Origin of the sequence: Bradyrhizobium sp. ORS 278, assembly GCF_000026145.1 — a bacterium.
Classification (GTDB): Bacteria; Pseudomonadota; Alphaproteobacteria; order Rhizobiales; family Xanthobacteraceae; genus Bradyrhizobium.
Genome location: NC_009445.1, coordinates 1,776,470 through 1,794,981 on the forward strand (window position 1 = coordinate 1,776,470; position 18,512 = coordinate 1,794,981).

Below are 18,512 nucleotides of genomic sequence, written 5' to 3' on the forward strand. Positions count from 1 at the left end.
ATCACATCGAACAGGGACGGAGACGAACATGGCGCGGATCACGCTCAGACAATTGCTGGACCATGCCGCCGAGCGGGGCTACGGCGTGCCGGCGTTCAACATCAACAACATGGAGCAGGGGCTCGCGATCATGGAGGCGGCGGCCGCGGTCGACGCGCCCGTGATCATCCAGGCCTCGCGCGGCGCGCGCTCCTATGCCGGCGACATCATGCTGTCGAAGATGATCGACGCGCTGGAGGAGATGTATCCGCAGATTCCGCTGTGCCTGCACCAGGACCACGGCAATGACGAGGCGACCTGCGCGACCGCGATCAAATACGGCTTCACCTCGGTGATGATGGACGGCTCGCTGAAGGCCGACGCCAAGACCGCAGCGGACTATGAGTACAACGTTGACATCACCCGCCGCGTCACCGACATGGCGCATTGGGTCGGCGCCTCCGTCGAGGGCGAGCTCGGCGTGCTCGGCTCGCTCGAGCACGGTGGCGGCGAACAGGAAGACGGCCACGGCCTGGAAGGCAAGGTCAGCCGCGACCAATTGCTCACCGATCCCGACCAGGCCGTCGATTTCGTCCGCGCCACCAAGGTGGACGCGCTGGCGATCGCGATGGGCACCTCGCATGGCGCCTACAAGTTCTCGCGTCAGCCCGATGGCGAGATCCTCGCCATGAACGTCATCGAGGAGATCCATCGCCGGCTGCCCAACACGCACCTGGTGATGCACGGCTCCTCCTCCGTGCCGCAGTCGCTGCAGGACATGTTCAATCAGTTCGGTGGCGAGATGCCGCAGACCTGGGGCGTGCCGGTCGAGGAGATCGTGCGCGGAATCCGCCACGGCGTCCGCAAGGTCAACATCGATACCGACTGCCGGCTGGCGATGACCGCGATCTTCCGGAAAGTCGGCGCCTCGTCGAAGAGCGAGTTCGATCCGCGCAAGTTCCTCAAGCCGGCGATGGATTCCATGCGCGAGCTGTGCCGCGAGCGGTTCGAGCAATTCGGCGCCGCCGGCAACGCGTCGAAGATCAAGGTGCTGCCGCTGTCGGAGATGGCCAAGCGCTATCGCTCCGGCGCGCTCGATCCGCGCGTCGGGGGAATGACCGAAGCTGCGTGACGTCAACGTCGATAACGAACATCAGGAGGAACACATGAACGACCAATCGATCACCGTCCGCGGCAAGGATCGCTACAAGTCCGGCGTGATGGAATACAAGAAGATGGGCTATTGGGAACCGTCCTATCAGCCCAATGACACCGACGTGATCGCGCTGTTCCGCGTCACTCCGCAGGACGGAGTCGACCCGGTCGAGGCCTGTGCCGCGGTTGCCGGTGAATCCTCGACCGCGACCTGGACCGTGGTGTGGACCGACCGACTGACCGCCGCCGAGAAGTATCGCGCCAAGTGCTACCGCGTCGAGCCGGTGCCGGGCTCGCCGGGCAGCTACTTCGCCTATATCGCCTACGATCTCGATCTGTTCGAGCCCGGTTCGATCGCCAACCTCACGGCCTCGATCATCGGCAACGTGTTCGGTTTCAAGCCGCTGAAAGCGCTGCGGCTGGAGGACATGCGGCTGCCGGTGGCCTATGTGAAGACCTTCCAGGGCCCGGCGACCGGCATCGTCGTCGAGCGCGAGCGGCTCGACAAGTTCGGCCGTCCGCTGCTCGGCGCCACCGTCAAGCCGAAGCTCGGTCTCTCGGGACGCAACTACGGCCGCGTCGTCTATGAGGCGCTGAAGGGCGGTCTCGACTTCACCAAGGATGACGAGAACATCAACTCGCAGCCCTTCATGCATTGGCGCGAGCGCTTCCTGTACTGTATGGAAGCGGTCAACAAGGCGCAGGCGGCGACCGGCGAGATCAAGGGCACCTATCTCAACGTCACCGCAGCGACGATGGAGGACATGTATGAGCGCGCCGAGTTCGCCAAGGAGCTCGGCTCGAACATCATCATGATCGACCTCGTTATCGGCTACACCGCGATCCAGTCGATGGCGAAATGGTCCCGCAAGAACGACATGATCCTGCATCTGCATCGCGCGGGACATTCGACCTACACGCGGCAGCGCGCGCACGGTGTCTCGTTCCGCGTCATCGCCAAATGGATGCGGCTCGCCGGCGTCGACCACATCCATGCCGGCACCGTGGTCGGCAAACTCGAAGGCGATCCGAACACCACGCGCGGCTATTACGACATCTGCCGCGAGGACTTCAACCCGATGCGGCTCGAGCACGGCGTGTTCTTCGACCAGCACTGGGCGAGCCTCAACAAGCTGATGCCGGTGGCCTCGGGCGGCATCCATGCCGGCCAGATGCACCAGCTGCTCGACCTGCTCGGCGAGGACGTCGTGCTGCAGTTCGGCGGCGGCACCATCGGCCATCCCCGCGGCATCGCCGCCGGCGCGACCGCCAACCGCGTCGCGCTGGAAGCGATGATCCTCGCCCGCAACGAGGGCCGCGACTACGTCCACGAGGGTCCGGAGATTCTCGCCAAGGCGGCGATGACCTGCACGCCGCTGCGCGAGGCGCTAGAGATCTGGAAGGACGTCACCTTCAACTACGAATCGACGGACTCTCCGGACTTCGTCCCGACCGTCACCCCCGCGGCCTAAACCCCATTCGATTCGTCGCTGGGCGGGCCGGAGACCGGCTCGCGTGTCGCAGCGAAATCAGGAGACATTCCCATGCGCGTGACCCAAGGCTGCTTTTCCTTCCTGCCCGATCTGACCGATGATCAGATCGCGGCCCAGATCCAGTACTGCCTCGAAAAAGGCTGGGCAGTGAACATCGAGTTCACCGACGATCCGCATCCCCGCAACACCTATTGGGAGATGTGGGGCCTGCCGATGTTCGACCTGCGCGATGCCGCCGGCATCATGCGTGAGCTCGCCGAATGCCGGAAGATCTATGGCGACCGCTACATCCGCATCTCGGCGTTCGACTCCAGCCATGGCTGGGAATCGACGCGGCTGTCCTTCATCGTGAACCGGCCGAAGACTGAGCCGGGTTTCCGGCTCGATCGCCAGGAAACCGTCGGCCGCAATCTGCGTTACTCGACGCGGTCCTACGCGGCCGAGCGCCCTGAGGGCGAGCGCTACTCATAACGTCAGCCGGTGCTGAAGTCCCCGCCAGCGCGGTGGGACTTCAGCGCCGGCTCCGCCGCAACAATAAAATTCAATGAGACGGCGACCCCTGCTTGCCGGAGTTCGCGGGGAGAATCTGCCGCCAGCCCGTGCGAACTTCGGCAAGCGGAGGACGAGCCCATGATGCAGGCCACGCAGGCGGACGCCGATCAGGCGACGCCGGTCGACACCATCGATCTGCGCCGCGAGTTCGAGAGCGTCGATATCGCGCCCGTGCTGGAGCAGCTCGACCGTGAGCTGGTCGGCCTGGTCCCGGTCAAGACGCGGATCCGCGAGATCGCCTCGCTGCTGCTGATGGAGCGCATCCGCCAGAAGATGGGCCTGGCGACGACGTTCCCGACCTTGCACATGTCGTTCACCGGCAATCCCGGCACCGGCAAGACCACCGTGGCGCTGCGCATGGCCGGCATCCTGCACCGGCTCGGCTTCGTTCGCCGCGGTCATGTGATCAGCGTCACACGCGACGATCTGGTCGGTCAATATATCGGCCACACGGCGCCGAAGACGAAAGAGGTGCTCAAGAAGGCGATGGGCGGCGTGCTGTTCATCGATGAGGCCTATTATCTCTACCGGCCCGAGAACGAGCGCGACTACGGTCAGGAATCGATCGAGATCCTGCTGCAGATCATGGAGTCGCAGCGCGAGGACCTCGTGGTCATTCTGGCCGGCTACGCCGACCGGATGGAGAAGTTCTTCCAGAGCAATCCCGGGTTCCGCTCGCGCATCGCCCATCACATCGACTTTCCCGATTATTCGGAAGGCGAGCTCCTGACCATCGCCGAGATGATGCTGGACGGCCAGAACTACCGGTTTACCCCCGATGCGCGAGTCGCGTTCGAAAAGTACATCGCCGTGCGCAGGACCCAGCCCCTGTTCTCCAATGCCCGCTCGATCCGTAATGCCTTGGATCGTGTCCGGTTGAGGCAGGCCAACCGGCTGGTGTCGCGGCTCGACCGTGTGCTAACATCCGACGACGTGATGTCCATTGAAGCCAGCGATGTGCTGGCGAGCCGCGTGTTTGCCAAAGCTGACAGCCAGGGCGACGTCAAAGCGGAGTCGAAGTGATGAGTCTCGCGTTGGTGAAGAACTCACCGTTGGACGATCTGCGGCGCCGCATCGCCGACGCCGGCGCGCTGATCCTCGACGTCGACGGCACGCTGGCTGAAACCGAGGAAATCCATCGCGAAGCGTTCAATGAGGCGTTCGTTGCCGGCGGCATCGACTGGCACTGGGGCCGGCGGATCTACAAGGAGCTGCTGCGGGTCGCCGGCGGCAAGGAGCGGATCCGGGCCTTCGATCAGATGCGTCGGTCCGGGCCGCCCCTGAGCGACGCGGTCATCGCGAAGCTCCATCGCATCAAGACGGAGCGGTTCGCCGCTCTCATGGCCGACAAAGGGTGTCCGCTGCGCCCGGGCGTGAGGGAGTTGCTCGACGCGGCCTGGGCGCGCGAGCAGCGGGTGGCGATCGCGACGACGACCACCCGCGTCAACATCGATGCGCTGCTCGCGCCCGTGCTGGGGGCGGACTGGGAAACCAAGTTCGCTGCTGTCGTCGCCGCCGATGATGTGGCACGCAAGAAGCCCGCCCCCGATGTCTACCTCGAGGTGTTGTCTCAGCTCGATCTGCCGGCGGCGAGTTGCCTTGCCGTCGAGGACTCCGGCAATGGGCTGATGGCGGCGGTCCGCGCGGGCGTTCCCGTGCTGATCACCCGCAGCCTGTATTTTCACGATGACACGTTCGACGGCGCGCTGGCCGTGCTTGACGATCTCAGCGAGCTGATAGTTTGATGTCGGTCGATGTTCGATCGTGTTCTGCATGTCCAATTATGTACACCTCCGCGCGCATAGCTGCCTCGCGTCTGGCGTTCTATTGCTGCAGAGCTGAGAACGTGTAATCCCTTGCCGACGGACTGACATGTCGAGTCGAGGTCTTGGAGTATGGCCCGTACGCAGGCCAAGGTGAAACGTGGTGACGTCGCGCGCACGGTCGGTCTGCGCGGCCGGGTCGGGCGGCCGCCAAAGGCCCTCGCCGGCAACATCGAGGAGCGGATCCTGGATGCGGCGCGCGAGGTGTTTCTCGAGCGCGGGTTCGACGGGACCAGCATCGATGAAATCGCCGAGCGGGCGCCGGCTTCCAAACCCACCATCTACGCGCGCTATGCCGGCAAGCCCGCCCTGTTCGCCGCCATCGTCGAACGTTCGATCGGCGAGCTGACGGCGCTGCGCTCGACCTACACGCCGCCGGCCGGGACGGTTCAGGAGAAGCTGGCCGGGCTTGCGACGGCGATCGTCGACCGAGCGATGAAGGAATCGATCGGCCTGCTGCGCGTCACGATCGGCGAGGCCTACCGCTTTCCTGATCTCAGCTGCCAATTCCACGAGGTCTCGCGCAAGCGTACCACCCAGGTGGTCGCGGGACTGCTCGCCGACACCATCGGCTCTGCCGCTCCGAAGCGCCCGCCTTCAAAGACGTATGAGGCCGCGGCGGAGATCTTCATCGACCTGATCGTGCTGCCGCTCCTGATGCGCGCGCTGATGGGCATGAAGGAGAGGACCATCCGCAAGGAGATGCCCGGCTTCGTGCGCGAGCGCGTCAAGATTTTTCTCGCGCTGCACGCCAAACTGTGACCTGAAGCGCTGAAGCGACCAGACATCTTACAGAGACATGATGTCGCAGGCGGCCACGTCTGCCGCCCGTTCGATGCGGCTGAGCGTCCGCGGGGTCAGCGTCGCCGCAGCGATGTCGGCTCCAGCGTGACCTGCTTCAGGTCCTTGCCGCTGACCACGACGACAATGAAGGCCAGCTTGCCGTCCTTGTTGATGAGACCGCCACTGATGGCCCGCCCGGCGGCCGAGCGCTCCGCGATCCGGATCGCATCGGACATCTTGAGCGTGACCCCATTGAGCGCGGCCAGGCTGTTGCGATCGGTTTCGTTCAGACGGTCCACCGTCGAGAACAGCACGCTGTTCAGCACCTTGGCGGTCGAGCAATCGATGTCGAACTCCCAGATCTGGCCGCTCCGCAGCGTGCGGACTTTGTAGACGGGGACATCGAGGCCGCCCTCGAAGCTGATGTCGGCGGTCCGCGAGCCCGGATGCATCTTCTCGGCGATCCGCAGCGCCTGGTGCAGCGATACTCCCGAGCGGCGGAACCGGTCGAGCTCGCGGTCGATCGTCTCCTGGCTGAGGGCCGGATCCGTCGAGGGCGCGGTGGTCGTGCCCGCTGCGGAGCCCGGCGCTTCATTGGCTGTCGCCCAGACGGCGCCCGGTGACATGGCCGTCCAGCACGACAGCATCAGCGCGAAAACGACCTTGCGTGTCATGGGCTGCTCCGTGAAAGGGCACGGCCAGTGTGGGCGCGATGTCCGAATCAAAAGTTAAGAACTAAACCGTTTCGTTTCTTTAGATCCGGCACCGAGAGGTTGTCAATGCGGGCTTTCGCCGGCGAGGCTCCGACGCGATCACATGCGTGAGAGGAACCTCCGGGGAACCTCACTCGCACTGCGCTTCGCGTTTGTCGACAACTGAGTTAGGTTATCGGTGTTTCACCGCACCAGTCGAGAGGGCCGCGTTGGCGTCACCGGATGTCACGCGGCTGTCATGCGGCACGCGTGACGACGCCACCAGAGGAGCATCAATGATCAAGCGCCGGGCCATCATCACGATCACCCTGACCGCCGCGACCTTGTTCGCGGCCTTCAGCGGAGCCCAGGCGGCGCAGTGCGGCACGTCGCCGGCCGGCTTCGAGGCGTGGAAGCGCGATTTCAGCGAGGAGGCGCGCGCCAAGGGTATCGGAGGCACCGCGCTGTCGGCGCTGATGCAGACCAACTACGCGTCCGCGACGATCGCTGCCGATCGCGGCCAGCGCAGCTTCCAGCTGTCGCTCGATCAGTTCCTGGCCAAGCGCGGGGCGGCGGCAATCGTCGCGCGCGGCCGCCAGCTCAAGCAGTCGCAGGCGGCGATGTTCGCCTCCATCGAGCAGCGCTACGGCGTGCCGCCGGGGCCCTTGATCGCGATCTGGGGCATGGAGAGCGGCTTCGGCAGCCAGCGCGGCAATCAACACATGCTGTCGTCGATCGCGACGCTTGCCTATGACTGCCGCCGTCCCGAATTCTTCACCGAGCAGCTCTATGCCGCGCTGAAGCTGATCGACCGCGGCGTGCTGTCGGGCGCGACGCGCGGCTCGATGCATGGCGAGGTCGGGCAGACCCAGTTCATGCCCAAGAACATCCTGGCCTACGGCGTCGGCAATCTCGACGTCGCCGCCAACGCGCTGGCCTCGACCGCCAACTTCCTCCGCGCCAATGGCTGGAAGGCCGGCGCCGGCTACCAGCCCGGCGAACCGAACTTCGCCGCCATCGAAGCCTGGAACGCCGCCGGCGTCTACCAGAAGGCGATCGCCCTGATGGGCCGCCAGATCGACGGCGGCGGCTCGGCCGCGGAGCGGTGAGACGCGAAACCGATAGAACATCTGCAAACAAGAAAGCGGCGCTTCATCACTGAAGCGCCGCTTCTCGTTAGTCAGTCAGGCTTCGGCATCACGCCTTCAGCTCGAACCGGTCGAGGTTCATCACCTTGGTCCACGCGGCGACGAAGTCCTTGACGAACTTCTGCTTGGCGTCCGAGCTGGCATAGACCTCGGCGAGCGCGCGCAGCTGCGAGTGCGAACCGAAGATCAGGTCGGCGCGGGTCGCGGTCCACTTCACGGCGCCGGACTTGCGGTCGCGGCCCTCGAAGGTGTGCTCGCCCTGATCGACCGGCGTCCACGCGATGCCCATGTCGAGCAGGTTGACGAAGAAGTCGTTGGAGAGCACCTCCGGCTGCGTCGTGAACACGCCGTGCTTGGAGCCGGCGGCATTGGCGCCGAGCACGCGCAGGCCGCCGACCAGCACGGTCGTCTCCGGCGCGGTCAGCGTCAGCAGCTGCGCCTTGTCGACCAGCAGCTCCTCGCCCGACAGCCACTGCTTGCCGGAGAGATAGTTGCGGAAGCCGTCATGCGTCGGCTCCAGCACCGCGAACGACTCGACGTCGGTCTGCTCCTGAGAGGCGTCGGTGCGGCCCGGTGCGAACGGCACCGTCACCTCGACGCCGGCCTTCTTGGCCGCCGCCTCGACGCCGGCATTGCCGGCCAGCACGATCAGGTCGGCGAGCGAGACCTTCTTGCCGCCGGTGGCTGAACCGTTGAACTCCTTCTGGATGCCCTCGAGCTTGGCGAGCACCTTCGACAGTTCAGCCGGGTTGTTGATCGCCCAGTCCTTCTGCGGAGCGAGGCGGATGCGCGCGCCATTGGCGCCGCCGCGCTTGTCCGAGCCGCGGAAGGTCGAGGCCGAGGCCCAGGCGGTCGAGACCAGCTGCGACACCGAGAGGCCCGCGGCAAGGATCTTCGCCTTGAGAGCGGCGACGTCCTTGTCGTCGACGACGGGATGATCGAGCGCCGGCACCGGATCTTGCCAGATCAGCTCCTCCTTCGGCACCAGCGGGCCGAGATAGCGCGCCTTCGGGCCCATGTCGCGATGGGTCAGCTTGAACCAGGCGCGGGCGAACGCGTCGGCGAACTGATCCGGATGCTCCAGGAAGCGGCGCGAGATCTTCTCATAGGCCGGGTCGACGCGCAGCGCGATGTCTGTGGTCAGCATCGACGGCGCGTGGCGCTTGGACGGATCGTGCGCATCCGGCACGGTGCCGGCGCCGGCACCGCCCTTCGGCGTCCACTGATGCGCGCCCGCCGGGCTCTTCGTCAGCTCCCATTCGTAGTTGAACAGGTTCTCGAAGTAGTTGTTGCTCCACTTCGTCGGCGTGGTGGTCCAGATCACCTCGAGGCCGGAGGTGATGGTGTCGCCGGCCTTGCCCGAGGCGTATTTGCTCGCCCAGCCCAGGCCCTGCTGCGCGATGTCGGCGCCTTCCGGCTCGACACCGACCAGCGAGGCGTCACCGGCGCCATGGGTCTTGCCGAAGGTGTGACCGCCGGCGATCAGCGCGACCGTCTCCTCGTCGTTCATCGCCATGCGGGCGAAGGTCTCGCGGATGTCGCGGGCAGCGGCCGCCGGATCCGGCTTGCCGTTCGGGCCTTCCGGATTGACGTAGATCAGGCCCATCTGCACGGCGGCGAGAGAGCCCGCGAGCTCGCGATCGCCGCTGTAGCGCTCGTCGGCGAGCCACTTGCCTTCCGGACCCCAATAGATGTCCTGCTCCGGCTCCCAGGTGTCGGCGCGACCGCCGCCGAAGCCGAAGGTCTTGAAGCCCATCGATTCCAGCGCAACGTTGCCGGTCAGCACGAACAGATCGGCCCAGGAGATCTTCTGGCCGTATTTCTGCTTGATCGGCCACAGCAGCCGGCGGGCCTTGTCGAGGTTGGCATTGTCAGGCCAGCTGTTCAGCGGCGCAAAGCGCTGCTGACCCGTGCCGGCGCCGCCGCGGCCGTCGCCGATGCGATAGGTGCCGGCGGCATGCCACGCCATGCGGATGAACAGCGGGCCATAATGGCCGAAATCCGCCGGCCACCATTCCTGCGAATCGGTCATCAGCGCGTGCAAGTCCTTGACCAGCGCGTCGAGATCGAGGCTCTTGAATTCCTTGGCGTAATCGAACGCCTCGCCGAGCGGATCGGAAAGGTTCGAATGCTGATGCAGCACCGACAGATCGAGCTGGTTCGGCCACCAGTCCTTGTTCTTGAATCCCTTCAAGCCGCCCGAAAACGGGCACTTGCTGACGTCATCCATGTTTGCCTCCTGACCTGAACGGCATTGTTCCCCCTGGGGTGGGTGGCGGGACCCTACGCGGCTGCTTCGATCAGGGGAAATTGAGATTGATGATCGTAACGATAAGATTATCTGATGAAGATGATGTGACGCGGGCCCACCGCCGGCAGCAATCACGCGTTGTCGGTACACCCTGAGATTGCGGCGGGTCAAAATTGACTCCATGTCGACCAACGATAAGATAATCTGATGATCCACCTGACGATGCGGCAGCTTCGCTATTTCGACGCGCTGGCGCGTCTCGGCCATTTCGGCCGCGCCGCGGAGGCCTGCGCGATCTCGCAGCCGGCGCTGTCGATGCAGATCAAGGAGATGGAGGACGCGCTCGGCGGCGTTCTCCTGGAGCGCAACGCGCGCCAGGTGGTGCTGACGCGGTTCGGCGAGCAGCTCGCCGCGCGCGTCCGCGAGATCCTTCGCTCGGTGGACGAGCTCGGCGACTTCGCCCGCGCCTCGCGCGACACGCTGACCGGACGGCTGCGGCTCGGCATGATCCCCACGGTCGCGCCGTATCTCCTTCCGAAAGTGATCGGCGACCTCACCCGCAAGCATCCCGAGATCGACATCCATGTCCGCGAATCCAAGACGCCGAAGCTGATCGAGGAGCTGGTCGAGGGCCGGCTGGATGCCGCGATCGTCGCGCTGCCGGTGTCGGAACCGTCGCTGACCGAGGTCGCGCTGTTCTCGGAAAACTTCCTTCTGGTCCGTCCACCTGAATATGAAGGCGCTGCGGTGCCGAGCAGCGAGAGCCTGCGCGAGATGCGGCTGCTGCTGCTGGAGGAGGGGCACTGCTTCCGCGACCAGGCGCTGTCGTTCTGCAACATGCAGGCGCCGCGCGAGATGCTCGATGCCTCCTCGCTGTCGACCCTGGTGCAGATGGTCGGCGCCGGCATGGGGGTGACCCTGATCCCGGAGATGGCGGTCGCCGTCGAGACGCGCTCGGCGTCGGTGTCGCTGGCGCGCTTCGCCGAGCCGCAGCCCCAGCGCACCATCGGCATGGTCTGGCGCAAGACCAGCCCCCTCGCCAAGCAGCTGATGCAGATTTCCGAGATCGTCGGCGGCGCGGCGGAGAGCCTGCGCAAGCAGGCCGCGGCGGGGCAGGGCAGGAAGCGGCGCGGCTGAGCAGCCAGGAGCGTCCGGCTGAAGCCCATCATTTCATCCCAGTCGGGCTTCAGGCGCCCGCCGCGACCGCGGTGCGCTCCCCTCCCCCTTGCGGGGAGGGGGCGGGGGTGGGGGTCCACGGAACGTGCTCTCAGCGGTGATCACCCAACTCTTCGGTAACTCGCGATCCGTGCTGTATCAACAAAGGCGACTTTGCTCATTACGAAGTTCAGCGCCCGGAGACCCCCAACCCCGACCCTTCTCCGCAAGGGGGAGGGGAGCTAACCGGCCGTGCCGAAGGGACCTGGAAACAGCGCCAATGTTCGTGCCACGACTGGCTCTTTGGTCATGCCACGACTGGCGTTTTTGCGTGGAACGCGCGCGCGGACTGGCGGTTCACAGCCTCGAGCAACTCACGTGCTCCAAGCCGTCGCAGCCGCGGCGGGCGACGGCGCCCCATCGAAACGGGGAGCCGTCATGCGTGATGATCTCTGTCGAGGAGTCCTGGTGATGCGAAGCTTGAATGTCGTGGCGGCGCTGGCCCTGTCGGGGGCGCTGCTGGCCGGTGCGAATGCGCCGGCGATGTCGGCCCCGATGACGGCGTTGTCGGCCGCCGCAAAGCCCGAAATTGCGCCGCTCAGCACGACGCAGGTGCGCTGGGGCGGCCGCGGGTTCGGCGGCGGCTGGCACGGTGGCGGCTGGCACGGCGGTGGATGGCGTGGAGGTGGATGGCGTGGTGGCGGATGGGGCTGGGGCGGCGGCGCGCTGGCCGCCGGCGCACTGCTCGGCGCTGGCATCGCGGCCGCGGCAACGCCCTACTACTATGACGATCCCTATTATTACGACGGTGGCTATCCGTATGGTTATGCCGGCGTCGGCTACGCGCCGTATTACGGTCGTCCCTATTACGCGCGCCGTTACTATGGCGGCTGGGGTGGCGGACCGTGGGGCGGCCCGATCTGGTGAGCCTCTGCCGATCGATCACGTGATCCCGCCTGCGCGAGCCATCGCGCAGGCGGACGATCGCTGACGGCCTCCGTGCTGAACCGTTCGCCCTGGCGCCTCCAGGCGGTGGCATGGCTCTTGTATCGATCTCCGGTGAGCGGCTGCGCGTCGATCGTGCGCGGTCCGGAGATCGGTCATGTCTGAGGCTGTCAACACCGAGGCGTTCTGGGGCGAAACGATCGTCGATTGGCTGATCAGGAACGCCAGCCTGCGCAGGGAGCGCATCGACCTCACCCGCAAGTTCACGCAGGAGCCGTATAATCTCAGCGCCGTCAGGGTGCTGACGATGATGGACGAGCTCGTCGCGCTCCACAATGCCCGGAGCGGCGTGAAGGTCGTGCTGTCGCAGAACTGGCGGCTCGCGCATCGCAACGACAGCGTCGGCGATTTCATCGCAGCCTTCCTTCGCCTGGTGCTGCCCGACGCCCCCGTCAAGGCCGACAATGGCGGGTCGTCTCCTGCAGGTGTGTCGGAAACCCGACAGGGCCGGGCGCACAACCAGCGTCTCAAAGCGCTGCGCGCCAATCCGCAGGGCGACTGGAAGCCGGTCCATCTCGAGATCATCGCCTCGCATTACGCGATGAAGTTTCGCAAGATCACCGGCACGCATGAGGTCTTCCTGCATCCCTCGGTGCCGCATTGCGTGACCATTCCGCTGAAGGCTCCGATCAGGGCCCCGCATGTCCGTGCTTTCGTCGCGATGATCGACCGCATGGACGAGGCGGCGCGATGAGCAATCCCGGCGCCTATGGCTATGAGGTGAGCGTGCTCGGCGCCGAGGACGGCGGCGGCTTCCTCGTCACCTTCCCCGATTGTCCGGGCGTCATCGGCGTCGGCGAAACGACGGAGCAGGCCGTCAGCGATGGACAGCAGGCACTGTTTGCCGCCCTCGACGCGCTCAAGGCCGTCGACCGCGAGCCGCCGCTTCCCGGCGCAGCGCGCGCCGGGGCGCCGTCCGCGCCACGCATGATTCGATGAGCCGACGCCCCAATGAACGGGACGAGCAACTGGACAAGCCACGAGAGAGACCATGCCACTGACTGAGGACGCCATCCAGGTCGGCAAATGCTACAAGACGAAGATCGCCGAGAGCTACAAGGTGCTGTCGATCACCCGCGGCATCGTCACCTACCAGACGCTGACCTCCCCCTTGCGCATCAACACCGGCATCAAGGCGTTTGCGGATGCGGTGTACAAGGAGATCAAGTGTCCGGGATAGGAGCGCGATCCCGGGTCACCTTTCCTCCCGCCACGAGTCTGGCAGTCACATCCACGATCTCTCCTCCGTCATTGCGAGCGCAGCGAAGCAATCCAGGGGCGTGGGTGGGACTCTGGATTGCTTCGCGGCGCTCGCAATGACGCGGAGAGAGTTCGCTCCTATGTAACTGCGTGGGGAATTAAGATGCGATTAGAACAGCGCGACGACGGCGTTCTCGCCTTCGTCGACGACGCTGGCCGCGTCTGGGCGCAATGCGCGCGGCCTTCGCAGCTCGCGGCCGAGACCGACTACGTGATCGAGGGCCCGCTTTGCGGCTTCATCTACGAGGAGGGCACGTTCACGCCCGACAGCGAGCAGGCCTTTCGCGCCTGGCTCGACGACCGCCTGATCAGCGACGAGATCTTCCATGTCAGGGACAGAGAGACCGCGCTGTCTCTGTGCCGGCGCATCGCGGCCGCGGCGCGCGAGATCCTGAAGGATAGGGCGGGTCACCCTCAGACCGGCTGATGTCAGCCAATTTGTTCGATAAAATAAAAATATATTGCCAAATTTCAGAAGTTGTGCTTATGTAGGCCCGACCCGCCTCGAGCAGAGGGACGTACGCGTCGTCACGAACGTGGAGGTGGGCTGCGATGGACGTGACGGCTGCGCTGGACGAGCGCATGTCGGCACGGACGGCCAAGTCGTGTGGTCCTGGCCTCTCGACGCTGAGGTCAAGTCCGTGATCGTTGCTTGACGGCACGCGCGGGCGATGGGGGCAAGAACGCCGATCCCCAGGGAGAGCACGAAGGACACCGTAAAACCATCGCGCGGGGAAGGCCGGGATGTTCCGGCCAAACCTGTGGTGACTGCCGCCTGCTTTTTTCTTCTGCAGGCGGGCCATGGGGGCGGCAGGCTCCCGGCCTTCTCCGCGCCCTCTCGTGTTTCAAGGGGGACATGATCGATGCATCACCCGGGCACGATGTGCCGCGGGAAGGCAATGATTTGTCTGAGGCCTAGCGGTGAGATGGAAACTGTGAGCCACGCTCTCCGCTGTCGTCCCGGCCTTGAGCCGGGACCCATAACCCCAGGGAGTTGTTCGGGGCACGCGCTTGGACGAATCTCACCCGGCCACACCGGCCAGTGGCTATGGGTCCCGGCTCAAGGCCGGGACGACACTGAATCTGACGCGTGGGCTGGACCAACGAGACACGAATTGATGACGGCCGACCGTGACCCGCCCCGGCCGCATCCGGCGTGAGCACCGCTCTCCCAAGCCGCGTGCAGGAGCGTCATGGAACACCGCCAGATTGACCGTAGAAGTTCGGGTCGGAATCGAATTTTCAATATTTATCAATGCTTTGTGTCTGTCATCCAGCTGTCATTGAACCTTTATAAAAGCCACACTGAGGCCCCGTAAAGCGGCCCGGGAAGCGCAATCGGGTGCAAATGGCGCTTCGCTTCCCAAGCATGGAGACCAGCTATGAATTTCGTCAAAGCTATCGTCGCTGCCGGCTTGGTCGCCGCATCGACGTCGGCATTCGCTGCCGACATCACCGGCGCGGGCGCGACGTTCCCGTTCCCGATCTATTCGAAGTGGGCTGACGCCTACAAGAAGGAGACCGGCAACGGTCTGAACTACCAGTCGATCGGTTCCGGCGGCGGCATCAAGCAGATCCAGGCCAAGACCGTGACATTCGGCGCCACCGACGCGCCGCTCAAGGCCGAGCAGCTCGAGAAGGACGGCCTGGTGCAGTGGCCGCAGGTGATGGGCGGCATCGTGCCGGTCGTCAACCTCGAGGGCGTGAAGCCGGGCGAGATGGTGCTGGACGGCGAGACGCTCGCCAACATCTATCTCGGCAAGATCACCAAGTGGGATGACGCCGCGATCAAGAAGCTGAACCCCAGCGTCAAGCTGCCGAGCGATGCGATCGCCGTGGTCCGCCGTTCCGACGGCTCGGGCACGACCTTCAACTTCACCTATTATCTCTCCGAGGCCAGCGCCGACTGGAAGAGCAAGGTCGGCTCCAACACCGCCGTCGAGTGGCCGGTCGGCGTCGGCGCGAAAGGTAACGAGGGTGTGTCGGGCAACATCAGCCAGACCAAGAACTCGATCGGCTATGTCGAGTACGCCTATGCCAAGCAGAACAAGCTGACCTACACCGCGATGGTCAACAAGGCCGGCAAGACCGTGCAGCCGACCGTCGAGGCCTTCCAGGCTGCCGCTGCCAACGCCGACTGGGCCAAGGCTCCCGGCTATTACGTGATCCTGGCCAACCAGGCCGGCGACAAGTCCTGGCCGATGACGGCCGCGACCTTCATCCTGATGCACAAGGAGCCGACCGACAAGGCAGCCTCCGCCGAAGCGCTCAAGTTCTTCAAGTGGTCGTTCGAAAAGGGCGACAAGATGGCCGAGGAGCTCGACTACATCCCGATGCCCGACAGCGTCGTGAAGCTGATCGAGAAGACCTGGTCGTCGGACATCAAGAGCTGATCGTCGACGAACACCATTCCCCTCTCCCGGTCGCCGGGGGAGGGGACGCTACCGGGGTCAGGCGTGTCAAAACAACAGGGGGCAGAATTGGCAGAGATGGCGGTTCAGACCGAAGTCAGCGATATCGCGGCCGCTGCCGGGCCCTATGACCGGGCGCGCGCGCTCAGCGCCTTCAAGCTCGGCGACGTGACGTTCTACTGGATCACCCGCCTGTCGGCGATCTCGGTGCTGCTGATCCTCGGTGGCATCATCATCTCGCTCATCATCGGCGCTTGGCCGGCGATGAAGACCTACGGCTTCGAATTCCTCGTCACCAAGCGATGGGCGCCCTCGGCTGATCCGCCGGTGCTCGGCGCGCTCGGTCCGATCTACGGCACGCTGGTCACGTCTTTCATCGCCATGCTGATCGCCATTCCGGTGGGTCTCGGCGTTGCAATCTTTCTGACCGAGCTCTGCCCGCAATGGCTGCGCCGCCCGATCGGCATCGCCATCGAGCTGCTCGCCGGCATCCCTTCGATCATCTACGGCATGTGGGGCTTCTTCGTGCTGGGCCCGTTCCTGGCCTACACGTTCCAGCCGTTCATGATCAGCCTCTGCGCCAACATCCCGGTGCTGCAGGACATCTTCGCCGGTCCGCCGTCCTATCTCAGCCTTTTCAATGCCTCGCTGATCCTGGCGATCATGGTGCTGCCCTTCATCACGGCGATCTCGGTCGACGTCTTCAAGACGGTGCCGCCGGTGTTGAAGGAAGCCGCCTACGGTGTCGGTTGCACGACCTGGGAGGTCGTTCGCAGCGTCGTGATCCCCTACACCCGCGTCGGTGTCATCGGCGGCGTCATGCTGGCGCTCGGCCGGGCGCTCGGCGAGACCATGGCGGTGACCTTCATCATCGGCAACTCGTTCCGGATCTCGTCCTCGATCTTCGCGCCGGGCACGACGATCTCGGCCGCGATCGCCTCCGAGTTCCAGGAAAGCGACGGGCTGCATCAGTCGAGCCTGATCCTGCTCGGTCTCCTGCTGTTCGTTCTGACCTTCTTCGTGCTCGCGGCAGCCCGCCTGATGCTGATGCGGCTCGAGACCAAGGCGGGGAAATAAGCCCATGACTGCCGTCGACGTTCAGCCCGCACCCGTCAATCCGATCTACACCCGTCGGCGCCGTACGGACATCATGGTCCGCGGCCTGTGTTTCGCGGCCGCCGCGTTCGGCGTGACCTGGCTGGCTCTGATCCTGTTCACGCTGTTCTACAACGGCCTCGCCGGCCTCAGCCTGCAGGTTTTTACCGCCGACACCCCGCCGCCGGGATCCAGCGATGGTGGTCTGCGCAATGCCATCGTCGGCTCGGTCATCATGACCATCATCGGCGTCGGCATTGGCGCGCCGCTCGGCCTGTTCGCCGGCACCTATCTTGCCGAGTACGGCCGCAACGACAAGCTGACCTCGGTCATCCGTTTCATCAACGACATCCTGCTGTCGGCGCCTTCGATCATCATCGGCCTGTTCATCTATGGCGCCGTTGTCGTACCGATGGGCGGCTTCTCCGCCCTTGCCGGCTCGCTCGCGCTCGCGGTGATCGTGATCCCGGTCGTGCTGCGTACCACCGAGGACATGCTGCTGCTGGTTCCCAATCCCTTGCGCGAGGCGGCGTCCGCGCTCGGCCTGCCGCGCTCGCTGGTTATCCGCCGCATCGCCTATCGCGCCGCGCGCTCCGGCCTGATCACCGGTGTGCTGCTGGCGACCGCCCGCGTCGCCGGCGAGACCGCGCCGCTCCTGTTCACCGCGCTGTCGAACCAGTTCTGGAGCCTGAGCCTCAACAAGACGATGGCCAACCTGCCAGTGACCATCAACAACTTCGTCCAGAGCCCCTATGCCTACTGGAAGCAGCTGGCCTGGAGCGGCGCTCTTCTCATCACCTTGACCGTCCTGGCCCTGAACATCGGCGCGCGCATCCTTGGCGCCGAGAGGAGCTCGAAATGACCGACATGTCCGTCTCCGTGAGCAGCCCGACGGCCGCCATTCCTCCGAAGTCGCTGCCGGAGGCGCCGGCCAAAGTGACCGCGCGCAACCTCAACTTCTACTACGGCGACCACCACGCGCTGAAGAACATCAACCTCGCGCTCGGCACCAATCGGGTCACAGCGTTCATCGGCCCGTCCGGCTGCGGCAAGTCGACCCTGCTGCGCATCTTCAACCGGATGTACGACCTCTATCCGGGCCAGCGCGCGGTCGGCCAGCTGATGCTGGACAACACCAACATTCTCGACCCCAAGCTCGACCTCAACCTGCTGCGCGCGCGGGTCGGCATGGTGTTCCAGAAGCCGACGCCGTTCCCGATGACGATCTACGAGAACATCGCCTTCGGCATCCGCCTCTATGAGAAGATCTCGAAGTCCGAGATGGACGACCGCGTCGAGAAGGCGCTGCGCGGCGGCGCATTGTGGAACGAGGTCAAGGACAAGCTGAACGCCTCCGGCCTGTCGTTGTCCGGCGGCCAGCAGCAGCGCCTGTGCATCGCCCGCACGGTCGCCGTGCGTCCAGAGGTCATCCTGTTCGACGAGCCGTGCTCGGCGCTCGACCCGATTTCCACCGCCAAGGTCGAGGAGCTGATCCAGGAGCTCTCGGAGAACTATACGATCGCGATCGTGACTCATAACATGCAGCAGGCGGCGCGCGTCTCCGACAAGACCGCCTTCATGTATCTCGGCGAGTTGATCGAGTTCGACGACACCAGCAAGATATTCACCTCGCCGAGCGATCGGCGGACCCAGGATTACATCACCGGCCGGTTCGGCTGACGCCGACAGCAATGCCCTCAGGAGATCATC

The 18,512-nt window shown here is 65.0% G+C and carries 19 protein-coding genes; 17 read left to right on the forward strand and 2 right to left on the reverse strand.

What is annotated here, in order from left to right; genetic code table 11:
• Nucleotides 1-28: 28 nt before the first annotated feature.
• The 6 genes from fba to BRADO_RS07825 all read left to right on the forward strand — a co-directional run bounded on the left by fba (nucleotide 29) and on the right by BRADO_RS07825 (nucleotide 5,764).
• Nucleotides 29-1,111 carry a class II fructose-bisphosphate aldolase gene (gene fba, locus BRADO_RS07800; RefSeq protein ID WP_011924764.1) on the forward strand — a complete coding sequence of 361 codons (1,083 nt, stop codon included), beginning with the start codon at nucleotides 29-31 and terminating at the stop codon, nucleotides 1,109-1,111.
• Between the two features lie 34 nt (nucleotides 1,112-1,145).
• Nucleotides 1,146-2,606 (forward strand): form I ribulose bisphosphate carboxylase large subunit, encoded by a 1,461-nt coding sequence (locus BRADO_RS07805; RefSeq protein WP_011924765.1) that lies wholly within the window; start codon nucleotides 1,146-1,148, stop codon nucleotides 2,604-2,606.
• A gap of 72 nt (nucleotides 2,607-2,678) precedes the next feature.
• Nucleotides 2,679-3,098, forward strand: a complete 420-nt coding sequence (locus tag BRADO_RS07810; protein ID WP_011924766.1) for a ribulose bisphosphate carboxylase small subunit — start codon at nucleotides 2,679-2,681, stop codon at nucleotides 3,096-3,098.
• Nucleotides 3,099-3,260: 162 nt separating this feature from the next.
• Entirely contained in the window at nucleotides 3,261-4,202 is a 942-nt protein-coding gene (gene cbbX / locus BRADO_RS07815; protein WP_011924767.1) for a CbbX protein, read from the forward strand.
• Entirely contained in the window at nucleotides 4,202-4,924 is a 723-nt protein-coding gene (locus BRADO_RS07820) for an HAD-IA family hydrolase (protein ID WP_173363491.1), read from the forward strand. The genes cbbX and BRADO_RS07820 overlap by 1 nt, the downstream gene beginning before the upstream one ends.
• Before the next feature lie 150 nt (nucleotides 4,925-5,074).
• Nucleotides 5,075-5,764, forward strand: coding sequence for a TetR/AcrR family transcriptional regulator (locus BRADO_RS07825; RefSeq protein WP_011924769.1), 690 nt, complete (start codon nucleotides 5,075-5,077; stop codon nucleotides 5,762-5,764).
• A gap of 95 nt (nucleotides 5,765-5,859) precedes the next feature.
• On the opposite strand, the gene BRADO_RS07830 is transcribed toward BRADO_RS07825, so the two are convergent.
• Nucleotides 5,860-6,459 carry a PepSY domain-containing protein gene (locus BRADO_RS07830; RefSeq protein WP_041756234.1) on the reverse strand — a complete coding sequence of 200 codons (600 nt, stop codon included), beginning with the start codon at nucleotides 6,457-6,459 and terminating at the stop codon, nucleotides 5,860-5,862.
• A 314-nt stretch (nucleotides 6,460-6,773) separates the two neighbouring features.
• Between BRADO_RS07830 and BRADO_RS07835 the strand changes: the two genes are divergently transcribed.
• Complete coding sequence (locus BRADO_RS07835) at nucleotides 6,774-7,586, forward strand: lytic transglycosylase domain-containing protein (protein ID WP_041756235.1); 813 nt, start codon at nucleotides 6,774-6,776, stop codon at nucleotides 7,584-7,586.
• 88 nt (nucleotides 7,587-7,674) lie between these two features.
• On the opposite strand, the gene katG is transcribed toward BRADO_RS07835, so the two are convergent.
• Entirely contained in the window at nucleotides 7,675-9,855 is a 2,181-nt protein-coding gene (katG, locus tag BRADO_RS07840; protein ID WP_011924772.1) for a catalase/peroxidase HPI, read from the reverse strand.
• 228 nt (nucleotides 9,856-10,083) lie between these two features.
• Here katG and BRADO_RS07845 point away from each other — a divergent pair, with 228 nt between their 5' ends.
• From BRADO_RS07845 to pstB, 10 genes are all read left to right on the forward strand, one after another.
• Nucleotides 10,084-11,013, forward strand: a complete 930-nt coding sequence (locus BRADO_RS07845) for a hydrogen peroxide-inducible genes activator (RefSeq protein ID WP_011924773.1) — start codon at nucleotides 10,084-10,086, stop codon at nucleotides 11,011-11,013.
• A 489-nt stretch (nucleotides 11,014-11,502) separates the two neighbouring features.
• A complete protein-coding gene (locus BRADO_RS07850; RefSeq protein WP_011924774.1) occupies nucleotides 11,503-11,958 on the forward strand; it encodes a hypothetical protein in 456 nt (151 codons plus the stop codon).
• 175 nt (nucleotides 11,959-12,133) lie between these two features.
• Nucleotides 12,134-12,730, forward strand: coding sequence for a hypothetical protein (locus tag BRADO_RS35365; RefSeq protein WP_011924775.1), 597 nt, complete (start codon nucleotides 12,134-12,136; stop codon nucleotides 12,728-12,730).
• Nucleotides 12,727-12,975, forward strand: coding sequence for a type II toxin-antitoxin system HicB family antitoxin (locus BRADO_RS07860; protein WP_011924776.1), 249 nt, complete (start codon nucleotides 12,727-12,729; stop codon nucleotides 12,973-12,975). Before BRADO_RS35365 ends, BRADO_RS07860 begins: the two co-directional genes overlap by 4 nt.
• Nucleotides 12,976-13,027: 52 nt before the next feature.
• Nucleotides 13,028-13,216 (forward strand): hypothetical protein, encoded by a 189-nt coding sequence (locus tag BRADO_RS07865; RefSeq protein WP_011924777.1) that lies wholly within the window; start codon nucleotides 13,028-13,030, stop codon nucleotides 13,214-13,216.
• A gap of 183 nt (nucleotides 13,217-13,399) precedes the next feature.
• Nucleotides 13,400-13,723, forward strand: coding sequence for a hypothetical protein (locus tag BRADO_RS07870; protein WP_011924778.1), 324 nt, complete (start codon nucleotides 13,400-13,402; stop codon nucleotides 13,721-13,723).
• 955 nt (nucleotides 13,724-14,678) lie between these two features.
• Nucleotides 14,679-15,689 (forward strand): phosphate ABC transporter substrate-binding protein PstS, encoded by a 1,011-nt coding sequence (gene pstS, locus BRADO_RS07875; RefSeq protein ID WP_011924779.1) that lies wholly within the window; start codon nucleotides 14,679-14,681, stop codon nucleotides 15,687-15,689.
• Between the two features lie 96 nt (nucleotides 15,690-15,785).
• Complete coding sequence (gene pstC, locus BRADO_RS07880; RefSeq protein WP_041756236.1) at nucleotides 15,786-16,784, forward strand: phosphate ABC transporter permease subunit PstC; 999 nt, start codon at nucleotides 15,786-15,788, stop codon at nucleotides 16,782-16,784.
• A gap of 4 nt (nucleotides 16,785-16,788) precedes the next feature.
• A complete protein-coding gene (gene pstA / locus BRADO_RS07885; protein WP_011924781.1) occupies nucleotides 16,789-17,664 on the forward strand; it encodes a phosphate ABC transporter permease PstA in 876 nt (291 codons plus the stop codon).
• The gene (pstB, locus tag BRADO_RS07890; RefSeq protein WP_041756237.1) at nucleotides 17,661-18,482 is read left to right on the forward strand and encodes a phosphate ABC transporter ATP-binding protein PstB; all 822 of its coding nucleotides are present in this window, start codon (nucleotides 17,661-17,663) and stop codon (nucleotides 18,480-18,482) included. Before pstA ends, pstB begins: the two co-directional genes overlap by 4 nt.
• Nucleotides 18,483-18,512 lie beyond the last annotated feature (30 nt).